The sequence below is a fragment of the Mycobacterium liflandii genome (genome assembly GCF_022354805.1).
Lineage (GTDB): Bacteria > Actinomycetota > Actinomycetes > Mycobacteriales > Mycobacteriaceae > Mycobacterium > Mycobacterium marinum.
The window spans coordinates 5,003,975-5,015,982 of record NZ_CP023138.1 but is presented as its reverse complement, the minus strand read 5'-3'; the positions used below and the strand labels follow the sequence as shown (position 1 = coordinate 5,015,982).

At 64.3% G+C, this 12,008-nt stretch carries 9 protein-coding genes and 1 pseudogene; 4 read left to right on the top strand and 6 right to left on the bottom strand.

Annotated elements, in window-relative coordinates:
- Positions 1 to 8: 8 nt before the first annotated feature.
- Positions 9 to 1,190: an acyl-CoA dehydrogenase family protein gene (locus tag CKW46_RS22210; RefSeq protein ID WP_482052409.1), complete on the top strand. Its 1,182-nt coding sequence runs from the start codon at positions 9 to 11 to the stop codon at positions 1,188 to 1,190.
- 21 nt (positions 1,191 to 1,211) lie between these two features.
- Here CKW46_RS22210 and CKW46_RS22205 read toward each other — a convergent pair whose 3' ends face one another.
- From CKW46_RS22205 to CKW46_RS22195, 3 genes are all read right to left on the bottom strand, one after another.
- Positions 1,212 to 2,426, bottom strand: a complete 1,215-nt coding sequence (locus CKW46_RS22205) for a CaiB/BaiF CoA transferase family protein (protein WP_482053460.1) — start codon at positions 2,424 to 2,426, stop codon at positions 1,212 to 1,214.
- Between the two features lie 8 nt (positions 2,427 to 2,434).
- Complete coding sequence (locus CKW46_RS22200; RefSeq protein WP_117437088.1) at positions 2,435 to 3,649, bottom strand: cytochrome P450; 1,215 nt, start codon at positions 3,647 to 3,649, stop codon at positions 2,435 to 2,437.
- 78 nt (positions 3,650 to 3,727) lie between these two features.
- Positions 3,728 to 5,143 carry an AMP-binding protein gene (locus CKW46_RS22195; protein ID WP_117437089.1) on the bottom strand — a complete coding sequence of 472 codons (1,416 nt, stop codon included), beginning with the start codon at positions 5,141 to 5,143 and terminating at the stop codon, positions 3,728 to 3,730.
- Positions 5,144 to 5,223: 80 nt separating this feature from the next.
- On the opposite strand from CKW46_RS22195, the gene CKW46_RS22190 reads away from it, so the two are divergent.
- Entirely contained in the window at positions 5,224 to 5,391 is a 168-nt protein-coding gene (locus CKW46_RS22190) for a hypothetical protein (RefSeq protein WP_153269198.1), read from the top strand.
- A gap of 12 nt (positions 5,392 to 5,403) precedes the next feature.
- On the opposite strand, the gene CKW46_RS22185 is transcribed toward CKW46_RS22190, so the two are convergent.
- Entirely contained in the window at positions 5,404 to 5,871 is a 468-nt protein-coding gene (locus tag CKW46_RS22185; protein WP_499019323.1) for an STAS domain-containing protein, read from the bottom strand.
- A pseudogene (locus CKW46_RS22180) lies at positions 5,866 to 7,286 on the bottom strand (ATP-binding SpoIIE family protein phosphatase); the annotation flags it as partial. The pseudogene CKW46_RS22180 and the gene CKW46_RS22185, both read right to left, overlap by 6 nt.
- A 1,255-nt stretch (positions 7,287 to 8,541) precedes the next feature.
- Here CKW46_RS22180 and CKW46_RS22175 point away from each other — a divergent pair.
- Both CKW46_RS22175 and CKW46_RS22170 read left to right on the top strand, forming a co-directional pair.
- A complete protein-coding gene (locus tag CKW46_RS22175) occupies positions 8,542 to 8,853 on the top strand; it encodes a PE family protein (RefSeq protein ID WP_482052408.1) in 312 nt (103 codons plus the stop codon).
- The gene (locus CKW46_RS22170) at positions 8,750 to 10,666 is read left to right on the top strand and encodes a PPE family protein (protein ID WP_499019322.1); all 1,917 of its coding nucleotides are present in this window, start codon (positions 8,750 to 8,752) and stop codon (positions 10,664 to 10,666) included. The genes CKW46_RS22175 and CKW46_RS22170 overlap by 104 nt, the downstream gene beginning before the upstream one ends.
- A 135-nt stretch (positions 10,667 to 10,801) precedes the next feature.
- Here the strand turns inward: CKW46_RS22170 and CKW46_RS22165 are convergent, their stop codons facing one another.
- Positions 10,802 to 12,007 (bottom strand): amidohydrolase family protein, encoded by a 1,206-nt coding sequence (locus CKW46_RS22165; protein WP_482052406.1) that lies wholly within the window; start codon positions 12,005 to 12,007, stop codon positions 10,802 to 10,804.
- Position 12,008: the final 1 nt, after the last annotated feature.

The window sequence follows — 12,008 nt, the reverse complement described above, 5'->3', positions numbered from 1 at the left end:
AGTGGGCGATGGATTTCTCCCGAGTGCAGATTTCAGACGCGGACCGCGAGTTTCGGGAAACGGCGCGTAGCTTCCTGGCCACCCATGTCACCGAGGAGGTTCGCCGGCACGATCGTGAGACCGGTGACAACTTCCATGAAGGTCTGCATCTGGCGTTGGGCGCCGCAGGCTACTTGGCAGCGGAGTGGAAACCAGAGGCCGACGGCGGCTTCAGCCGGGTGCGGCGGCGCATCTGGGAGCTGGAAAAGCGGCGTGCCCACGTGCCGTGGGTGACTTGGGGGACCACCGCCATGGTGGCGCGCTCGGTCGCGAAGTTCGGTTCGCCCGAGCTTGTCGAAGAGGTGCTCCCCTGTGTCTTCAGCGGCCACGTCCGCATGTGTCTGGGGTACACCGAGCCCGAGGGCGGCTCGGACGTCGCGACCTGCAAGACCCGGGCGCTGCGCGACGGAGACAGCTGGCTGATCAACGGATCGAAAATGTTCACCACTGGAGCGCACAACTGCCAGTACGTATTCCTGATCACCAATACTGACCCGCAGGCGCGAAAACATAAGATTCTCAAGATGTTTCTGGTTCCGCTGGACTCTGCCGGCATCGAGATTCAGGGTATCCGGACCGTCGACGGTGACCGAACCAATATCGTCTGCTACAGCGACGTCCGGATAGACGACAAATATCGGCTCGGTGCGGTGAATGGCGGATGGACGGTTCTGCGTGAGCCGCTCAACGTCGAGCACGGCGCGGTTGCGGCGGCTCCCGATGGGCTGCAGGACACCTCGATCATGATGCACCAGGCCGGGTCCATGGCCGAAGCGGTCGACCGGGCCGCAAGCTGCGTGATGCGGCCAGACCCCGATGGACGCCGCCCCATCGACGACACTTCGGTGGCGTATCGGTTGGGGCGCAGTGTCGCCCGGATGGAGGCCGCATTGTCCGCCCCGAGCATTTTTGGCCGGGTCGCGATTGCCCAGACGATGCGCGACATTTCACCGGATCTGATGGACATTCTCGGCAGCGCCGCCGCACTACCGTTCGGGACCGATGGTGCGGTCGATGACGGCGGCGCCGAATACGTCTACCGTTTCGCCCCACTGGTCGGCATTTACGGCGGCACGCTCGAGGTGTTCCGCAACATGATCGCCCAGCACGTCCTGGGGCTCGGCAAACCGAGTTACCCGCACCGAACGTGAACAGGCTGCGATGGTAGCCGGTTATGAAATGGCACCGGATCGCTTGAGCTGATCGATGCGGTCCCAATCCATACCCAGCTCGAGCAGCACGGTTTCGGTGTGTTCGCCGGGCTGTGGGGCCCGGGTTGTGGTAAGCGGTTCGTGGTTGAACTGGACCGGGCCGCGTACCACCCGAAACGGTGGGCCGCCCGCACCGAGGTCGACCTCGGCCACCATGTCATTGGCCAGGGCCTGCTCGTCGTCGGCCAATTCGATGAGGCTCTGGAAGGGCGCCCACTGGCCTTTCATCGTTTTCAACCGCTGTCGCCAGTATTCGAAGGGCCTAGCGGCAACCGCTCTAGCGATCAATGCTCCGGCCGCATCGGCATTGCGTAGCAATTGCTCGGCTTCGCCAAACCGCGGGTCGTCAGCGGCCTCGGGGATTCCCAGATGCTCAAAGGTGTCGCGTATGTAGCCGGTCGGGCTGAGGATGCAGAGGTTGATGGTGCCGCCGTCGGAGGTTTGATAGTTGCCCATGAACGGGTTCATCGGCATGCCGCCGGATTGCGGCATGCGCGAACGCATCGTCTCACCGGTGTCCATGCCTTGAGTCACGCTTGCGCCCGCCGCCCACCACGCGGTGCTCAGCAAGGACACATCGACCTCCAGCGCTTCCCCGGTGCGCTCCCGATGCAACAGGGCGGCCGAGATGCCGCCCGCGATGTTCATCCCGCCGATGGAGTCACCGAAGGCCGGAATTCCTTGTGCCAGTGGAGCACCCAATTCGGGAGGGGTCAGCGCATGTCCCACGCCGCTGCGGGTCCAGAACGCTGTCCCGTCATAGCCTCCGACATCGCGCTCGGCGCCCTTGTCGCCATAAGCGGTGCCGCGCGCGTAAATGATGTCCGGGTTCGCGCCGCGGACGTGTTCCACGTCAAACTTGTTCTTCTGCCGCGCGCTGGGCAAGTAGTTGGTCAAGAACACGTCGGCAGTGCGGGCCAGTTCGTGCAGCACGTCTTGGCTATCGGAGGTGGCGAGGTCGATGCCGACACTGCGTTTGCCCCGGTTGGGGTGCTCGATCAGCGGGTGCCGCTCGGGATCGAGTGCGATGCCCCCCACGTTGAGAAAGCCACGCTGGGTGTCGCCGCGTCTCGGGTGTTCGACCTTGATGACGTCTGCTCCCCAGTCGGCGAGGATCGCGCCCGCCGCCGGGACGAACGTGAACTGCGCTACCTCGAGGACCCGGTAGCCGGCCATGACCTTGATCAAGTCGGCACGGCTTCGAACGTCACCGGAAGGGCTTTCGGCGAACGGAAGGGCTGGCCGTGGATGTGCGGATCATCAGCTGTGGCCAGATCGATGTTGGTCAACCGATCCAGCAGGCATTCGAGCGCGACCCGAGTCTCCAGCCGGGCCAAGTGAAGCCCCAAGCAGGTGTGCTCGCCGGCGGCGAAGGAGATGTGCGGGATGCGCTCGCGGAAAATGTCGAACACTTCTGGCCGTTGCCAGCGGTGCTCATCGCGATTGGCCGAACCCATGCACACCCCGATCACCGAACGGGCCGGAATTGGAACGCCTTGCACTTCGGTGTCTTTGGTGGTGAATCGCTGCACGGTGGTCAGCGGCGTCTCGAAGCGCAGGCCTTCCTCGATCGCTTGCGGGATGAGTTCACGGTGCGCCCGCACGGCCATGAACTGGTCCGGATGGGCGAGCAGCAGGTAGAGCAGGTTGCCCGAGGATCGGTAGGTGGTTTCCAGCCCGGCGGGCAGTAGCAGACACAGAAACGAGTAGATCGCTTCCTCGCTGAGCTTTTCGCCGTCGATCTCTGCGGTGACCAAGTCGCCGATGATGTCCTCGCTGGGTTTGGACCTACGTCTGTCAATCTGCTCGAGAAAGTACTCCTTGAGCGCGGCTGAGGCTTCGAAGGCGAGTTGATAGTTGACGATATAGCTGATCAACTGCACCGCTCGCTGGTGAAACATCGCGAGGTCCTCGTCGGGCAGTCCGAGCAGCCTGGCGATGACCCGGGTCGGGAACTCGAAGGTGAAATCTCCGACTAGCTCGGCTCTACCGGCATCAATGAAATCGTCGATCAACGCGTTGCAGATCGGCCGGATGACGGCTGGCTCCCAGCGAGCCAGAGCTTTGGATTTGAACGCGGCTGAGACCAGGTTGCGATGGTCGCGGTGCTGCTTGCCCTCCATCGCCAGGATGGTGGGCCCCATGAATAGACCGATCGTTTTGTCGTAGGTCTTGGAGGTGAACGCCCGACTGTCGCGAAAGACCGTGTTGACCGCGGCAAACGACATCGCCGAGAACTCGCGTCGCGGCCGCAAGGACTCGGGCGTCTTGGAGTAGTCCATCACCGTGCCTGGAAATACGCCGCCGCGTCGACGCTGTTGGGCAAAAAAGGGGTAGGGGTTGCGCGGATTGACAGCTTGGTCGCCGGTGCCGGCGACGGAGTGAACCGGGCTTGTCACCTGATCTCCAGCATTCTCCAGCGGCTTAGTACCTGTTGGAGATCGTACTGTAATGGTTACAGTAGCCAATATGGTTGGCTAGCCGTCAGCCGCCTGCTCCTTTGCCCATCGGTAGTCGGCTTTGCCGGACGGACTGCGTTGGATCCCGGCCCGGAACACGATCGCTTTGGGAAGCTTGTACCGCACCAACGATTTCACGGCATGCGCGACCAGTTCTTCGGCATCGGCAGCGGCATCGGGGTCGAGCGCGACCACGGCGACGACTTCCTGGCCCCAGCGTTCGCTGGGGCGTCCGGCGACCACCACGTCGGCGACCGCGGGATGGGACGCGATCGCGGTCTCGACCTCCTCGGCGAAGATCTTCTCCCCACCGGAGTTGATGGTGGCCGAGTCGCGGCCCAGCAACTCGATGCATCCGTCGGCGCGGTGGCGGGCGCGATCCCCGGGCACCGTATAGCGGACGCCGTTGATCACCGGAAATGTCGCCGCGGTTTTGGCGGCATCGCCCTTGTAGCCCAGCGGAACGTACCCGCGCTGGGCCAGCCAGCCGATTCCCTCGTGGCCCGCAGGCAGGATCGCGGACAAGTCCTCGGCAGCCACATTGGTATCCGGGCCGGCGTTGAAGGTTCCGGTCGATACCGCACCCGACGCGGAGAGATGGTGCATCTGTGCGCCGGTCTCCGAGGATCCGACCCCATCGATGATGACCGCGTTGGGCAGCGCCTCGATCAACCGTTGCTTCACGTCGGGCGTCAGCAGCGCACCGCCGTTGGCGACCGCGACCAACGACGACACATCCGCAGTGCCCTTCTCGATCGACGCGACCAAGGGCCGCGCTATCGCGTCGCCGACTACGGTCACCACCGAGACGCGCTCCCGCTCGATGGTGCGCACCACGTCCCGTGGGTCCAAATGATCGACAACCGAGGCGAATACGACCGTCTGTCCGGTGGTCAGTGCCGTCATTACCGTCCACTGCGCGGCGCCGTGAATCAACGGCGGCAAGACCAACAGCTTGGTCCCCGGCCCGGCGGTCGTTCGCGCCACGATCTCGTCGACGGAGTTCACTGGCTGGCCGCTGTAGAGGTCGCGGCCGCCGAACGATGTCATGAAGATGTCGTGCTGGCGCCACAACACCCCCTTCGGCATGCCGGTGGTGCCTCCCGTGTAGACGACATAGAGATCGTCGGGGGAGGGCTGCACCGGTAGCGGTTCGGGTGAGCTGTTGGCGATGATGCTCTCGTAATCCACCGCGCCGTCCAGCAAGCCGTTCCCGGAGTCGGCGCGGGCAGCGAGGGCGGTCACGCGACGCCGGTCGACTATGTCGCACTCGCGGAGACCACAGGCCAGGCGCACAGCGATCGGGTGCGAGAGATGGCCGGGCGCGCGCTGGTGCACCGCGCTGTCTGCGAGCAATTGATCGACCACGTGTATCGCAGTGTCCGCGACGGCACGTTGCCGCCCGCCGCTGGAACGCTGATCAGGCTTTTTCATGCCGAAACGGTGATGTGTGAGATGGATACCTCGTTGGCGATCGCCGGGTCCGGCGGCGTAGTCGGGCAACCCGGCGAGGCTTGCCGACCGGCCTGCGCTATCTGGCCCGGCAGTCGGTTGCCATCGGCGGTGGCACCACCGAGATGGCGCGCAACGTGATCGGCGAACGGATGCTGAATTTTCCCCGCGAATTCGCCGCCGACCGCGGCGTGCCGTTCAACCAGGTGCGCCGCGGCTCACCACGGTGACCGGGTGCGTTTCTAGTCCTCGGCGAAGACATTCTCGGTTTCGCCGCTGATCACCGGTATCTGCACCAGTGACAAGACGTGGTGCGCGGGGCTTCCCGGCGGCGCCATCAGTACGCACCTGCCGCCCTGTTTGCGCGCCCGGTCGCGGGCGGTGACCAGGGCGCTGACGCCGGCCGATCCAAGATGGGTGACCGCGCTGAGATCGATCGTCAAAGACGCTATACCGGAGCGGCTTTCGACCGCGATCTGCCGGTCGAGGGTGGGGGCGGTGTTGCTATCGACGTCGCCGCGCACGACGATGTGGCCGGACTCGGTGACCGTGGAGGCGAACTCGCTATCGATGGCTGGTCGGTTTGGTGCTCTGCTGACGACCGGGTCGGTGACGAACTGGGCCGGTCGTGAGAGTCGGTGCACGACGGTCGCGGTCGTCCCTGCACCGTCGTGGCTGACATGCGTCTCCGAGACCAAGGCTTCGGCCATGGCCAGTCCTCGGCCCCGGCCCCTCTCGCCTTCGCGGTGATGCTTCCAGGTGCCGTGGTCGATCACCGCGACCCGCAGCTTGCCATCGCCGCCCAGCGCCGCCGCTACGGCCAGGCCATCGGAAACATCAGTGCTATAGCCGTGCTCGACCGCGTTCTCGACGAATTCGGAAATCGCGTGGACGATGTCGGAGATGTCGCCGGAGTCAGCCCCGATCTCCGAAAGCCATTGGCGTAGCCGGGAGCGAATGGCCCGGGCGGCGTGGATCGTCGCATCCTCGGTAATGTTCAGCGGCGGCGTTGGTGCCCGGCGCTGCACCGCGAGCAGCGTGATGTCATCGTTGTATCCGGTGGAGCGCAGCAGTAATTCGAGTGTCTCCGAGCAGAGCCGGTCGATGGGGCGTGACTGTGCATCGATCACAAACCCGCCGCCGCTAGTTATGTTTGCCGCCAAGTCAGCGAATTCCGCGGTGCTTGCCCCCAGCGGCCGACCCGGGCGTTCGATCAGACCGTCGGTGTAGAGCAGTACCACGTCGCCCACCCCGATCAGCTCGGTGCGGACCGGGAATCCGGTATCGCTGCCCAGCGGGCCGGCGCCGGACGGTTCTAGATAGCGGGCCTTGGCCTCGGCGGTCACCACCAAGGGGGCGGGTGTCCGGCCGTGCAGTACTGGAATTCTCCGGTGGTGAAGTCCAGGGATCCGACACACAGGGTCGCCGAATTGGAGCCGGGCATGTGCTCATGAAAGGCGTCCAGCGCCTCGAGCGCTTCGCCGATGCTGCGTCCGGCAGCGATCTGCAGCCGCAGCGCGGTACGCAACTGTGACATCACCGCGGCGGCCTCCACCCCATGGCCGACCACGTCACCGACGATCAGCACGAGCCGATCCCCGAGGGCCACGGCGTCGAACCAGTCCCCACCGGCCGCGGTGTCCTGTGCGGCGACCAGATACTGTGCGGCGATATCGGCGCCCGAAACGACGGGCACCGACGGCGCGAGCAGCGCCTGCTGCATCACGATCGCCGGATCTCGCAGATGGCGGTACCGCTCGGAGAGCTCCTCCACGCGCGCCTCGGCGGCCAGCCGCGCTCGCACCCTGGTCGTGACGTCGTCAAAGAGAATCTGCACGCCTTCGATGGACCCGTCCTCGCGGCGGCGCGGCGTCACCAGGAAGTCGAAGTATCGTTCGTCGATTCCAGAACCGTCGAAATCCGCCTGCAGTCGCCATTCGGCCCCGGACTGTGGCTCGCCGGTTTCATATACCCGGTCGAGCATGTGATAAATCTGCTGGCTTTCGAGTTCGGGATAGACCTCTCGCGCTGGTTGACCTACCGCGGTAAAAGTCGGGCTGAACCTGCGATATGCCGCGTTTGCGGCGACGAAGCGGTGCTCGGGTCCCTCCAAACCGACAAGCATGGTGGGGACATTCTCGAAGATACGACGGACCGTGTTTGCTGTACCTACGCTTTTATCCCAGTCCATTTCGGCCGCCATGTGGCCGTCCCTCCTGTGGACCGAGCGAACAAACGAGTATGTGCGTTGACGCAGCAGGTCAAGCAGCAACATCTAGGCTATCAATATCTGCTACCTGCTCGCGTCACCAAAATGCGGCCGGTCGTGGCCGCGACCACCAGGGTGATGAGGACAGGGTGGATTCGGCGGTCGATTCTGGCCCCGCGGATGCGGCCGAAAAGCAAGGCTGCAGCGCTTTGGCGCGCGGTGGAGGCGGCGAGTCGGGGTGGTTCGGTCGGCCGGCGATCGGGAAAAGTCACTTTGGTCAAGTTCGGCTTTGACGCGTCGCCGCGGCGGTTCGGGCGGTCCAAATCGCGGTGCGGCACCGGAGCTATTGGGCAGCGCCTGCTACGGAATTTCTCAGCGGTATCCGGATCGTCTTCGGGAACGTGATTGCGGCAGCGAATTCGTCGCTAGCTGACCCACATCGGTGCTGCGCACAATGGATTCGATGACTCAGCAGCGGGCAACCATGACACATCGGGCGCAGGGATGTGATTGAGGCACAAGATCGATTGGTAGTGCGGCCATCATGGTGGCCAGGCCAGCAGAGTTTCCATGATGCGGTGAGCGGTAAAAGGCATGGCATTGAAGCGTCTACGAAACTCGTTGAGGTCAACATCATCACACCATTCGGTGTTGGTTTGGTATCACTTTCGGGCGCGGCGGGCTTGGGTCGGCAGGCTCGCCGTTGGCGGCAACGCGCGGGATCAGCAGATGGTGACCGCCGGTCACGGACCGCATCGGTATCCTGCCGGGGCCGCGCCAATAGCTGCTGCGGCCCAACGGGGTTGGCCGCGCCGAGTGTTCAGCGATGGTCCGGCAATGCTTGCGGTCCAACCCAGCAACCCGGGCGAAACGCGAGTCGATCGATCACCGCGAAACTCGGGTTGCCACCGGTCGGCGCCTCTGCCTGGGCCGCTTTCACCGCATCTAGCAGCGCAGAAACGCGAGCATCAGCACACCCGGTCTGCGGTGGGCGACGTCCTCCACACCTTAGTGCGCGCCGTCGAGGCCTGGCAGGAAACGAATTTCGCCGCCGGCGGACCGGGCTGCCCAACGCCCGCGGGCAGGCTGCTGCTAGCGTCGGTCCCGTTTTTCGGTTGGCAATTCAGTGCCAAGCATCAGCGGTACCAGTGACCTCAAGAGGCGGGAAGTGATGACACTGCAAGTAGTTCCCGAAGGCTTGTTGGCGGCCAGTGCGGCGTTCCAAGCAATCACCGCTCGGCTGGCGGCCGCGCATGCGGCTGCGGCGCCGGCGATTTCGGCGGTAGTGCCACCGGCGGTCGATCCGGTCTCGCTGCAGACCGCGGTCGTGTTCAGCGCCCAGGGCGGGGAACGCGCCCTGGTGGGTGTCCAAGGAGTCGATGAACTCGCCCGTTCGGGGGTCGGTGTTGCCGAGTCCGGGGCCGCCTACGCGGCCCGTGATGCCATGGCGGCGGCTTCGTATACGTTTGGCGCGCCGAGGTGACGCTTCCATTCTTGCTCTCGATCTTCACGGTGGTGCCGACGTTTTGGATGGGCCAGCCGCCGGAGGTGCATTCGGGTGCGCTGAGCCCCGGTCCGGGCCCTGGCCCCCTTTCGGGGGCGGGCGCGTTTCTGAACCAGCGGGCCTCGAATACGATTGGGCAGCACAAGATCTCAGCAATGAGCTGGCTGTGGTGCCGTGGCAGGGCGTGGGTTCGGAGAGCTATCGGGGTGCATTTGGGCCTTACCTGGAGTGGTTGGAAGAGGCCGGTCAGGAATGCCAACAGCAAGCTATTGCACACGAGCAAGCGGCGGTGGCTTACTCCGTTGCGTTGGCGGAGATGCCAACGCTGGCGGAGTTGTCGGTCAACCGCGCCAGCAATATGGCGTTGCTTTCGACGAACTTCTTTGGGATCAATACGATCCCGCTTGCGATCAATGAAGCCGACTATGCGCGGATGTGGGTTCAGGCGGCGGGCGTCATGCAGTTGTATCAGCAGCAGGCAAATATGGCGGTGGCGTTGAACCCGCCACGCAACCGCCTGGCGCCGCTGATGCTGCGAGGTCCTGATCAGCAGGAGCCTGCCGGACCGATTATTGAGGAACCCGAAGACGATCCAATCGAGGACGGCGGTGATGCGAACGGCCTAGTGGAACGTCCCGACAATGAGGCCGGACCGATCATCGAGGAACTCGCAGACGACGGTGCTGAGGTGGGCGCCGACCGAGCGCTAGTCGTTTTCGACAACGCCAACGTGGTGGAAGGCGAGCCCGCCACGATTCCCCAACTGTTGGTTGCGGCGCTCGGGCAAATCGCTAACTTCGTCGGCCAGACGTTTAGCCTGATCGGCAACATCATCAGTTTTGTTGATCGTGCTCTGGGCTGGGCGCTGTGCTTTTTCGCCGCTGTTGCCGTCTATAACGCGGTCAGCATGATCGCATCGGCGATGGCATTTATCTATAACCTTGTCACCACCATTGCGCAGATGGTGTATGCCGTGTACACGGCGGTCGCATACTCGTTAACGATGTTCATGCAAGCGATTTCCTACATCACGTCACTTGTCACGCAGTTCGCGGCCACTCTGACGCAGCTCACGGCCGCGTACGTACCGATGCTGCTCGGGGGCGTTCTGACTGGCGTGGCTCCGTCGGTGGCGCTGACGTCGAGTGCCGGCTTCGTCCTGCCGGATGGTTCATCGCTGGCCGCCGGTCCGCCACCCGCGCCGCCCGGCGCAACGCTGGCGCCGCCACCGCCCTCGGCCCCGCCCGCCACCTTGGGCACGGAACTGACTCCCGCGGCGGCGACGGCGCCGGCCGCGCCGGCCGCCGCGTTCGCGCCACAGCCGGTGGCCGGTGTGGGCATGGAAGGCTACGCGTACCTGGCGGGCGGCATGACTCCCATTGCCAGGAAAGCGTTCGGTGCCAGCGCTCGAACGAAGGCGCCGGAGCCCTGTGACGCGGAGGCCGCGGCGAGCACGGCGCCGGCTCAACAACAACCCCGATCGCAGCGCCGCCGGCGGGCCAAGATCGAAAAGGTCGGCCGCGGTTTTGAATACGCGGACCTGGAGCCCGATACCGACCACGACCCGAGTCGTTCGTGCAACGAGCAACGGGTTGCAGCTGCCACCTCTGATCGGGTCGCGCGAAACGGGGGTTTCGCCGGAACCGGGCACAGGCAGACCACCACCGCCGCGTCGGGCCTGACCACGCTGGGCGACAATGCGTTTAGCGGCGGCCCGCGCATGCCGATGATTCCGGGAACGTGGGGCGCCGACTCGGCGCCCTCCTCAGGCGCGATTAGCGATGCGCAATAGCCCCCTCAGCATCGCGTCTCACCCGGTGCAGCTAGGGGACTCGAACGTGAGTTTGGGCAATCCTGACGGTCGCCGCTACCGCGCAGCCTCGTCGCTGACCGGCGTCCGCTGTCTTGTACGGCGGGAGGCCTACGGCTAGGCGTTGACCGGTTTGGGGGCGGCTGTGCCGATCTTCATGACATCCATCATGTTGCCGCCCATGATCTTTGCGACATCTTCTGGTGGGAAGCCGGCAAGCTCGTCAACGAATGAGATGGGGTCCTTCAGGCCTTCGGGGTGCGGCCAGTCGGAGCCGAAGACCACCCGATCGGTGCCGACCATCTTCACGATCTCGACGAATCGGTCTTCCCAGAACGGGCTGATGTATACGCATCGCTTGAACGCCTCGATCGGATCTTCCATGAACGCGTTCGGCATCTTCTTGTAGACACCCTTGAGGCCTTTGAACAGTGTTGGCACCCAGTCGGCACCGTTTTCGATCGACAGGATGCGCAACTCGGGGTTGCGTGACAACGCACCGTGGCAGACCAGCGCGCCCATCGCATCTTCGATGGGCCGCTTACCCATGGCCAGCATCCGAAACGCGGTGGGCTTGAACGGCAGGAATTCGTCGCCGGGCTCCCAAACGTTGAGGAACTCGGAGTAGCCGCTGTCGGAGGCGTGCATCGAGACCGGGATCCCGGCCTTGGTACAGGCCTGCCAGAACGGATCGAACTCCTTGAAGCCGAACGAGCGGCTGCCACGATAGCCGGGAACTGGTGCTGGGCGGACCAGCACGGTGCGAGCACCGCGCTGCAGGCACCATTCCAGTTCTTCAAGTGCCCGATCGACGATGGGCAGGGTGATCACCGGGGTGGCGAAGATGCGGTCTTTGTAGTTGAACGCCCACGTCTCATACATCCATTGGTTGAGCGCATGGATGACGTCGTGGGTCATCTCCGGGTCGTCTTTCATCCGCTCTTCGACCAGGCTGGCCGGCGTGGGAAACATCAGGGCGTAATCGAGGCCGAGCTCGTCCATGACCTCGAGTCGCGGCCCCGGCTCGCGAAACGCTGGAATCGCCTTCATCGGCTCGCCCATCACCTCGCGGTAGCTCTTGCCGCCGCTGCCGTTGCGGAAGTACTCCTCCTGGGCTCCGGGCCGGGCGACCACCTCGAATGTCGGGTTGGGAATGTAATCGCTGATCTGGCCGCGCACCACGATCTTGGTGCGGCCGCGAACCTGCACGTAATCGATTACGTGTTTGCGCTTGTCCGGGAGGAACTTGGTCAGGGCCTCCTGCGGCTCGTACATGTGGTTGTCGGCGTCAAACACCGGAAAGGGAAGCTCGCGAGAAGGCATG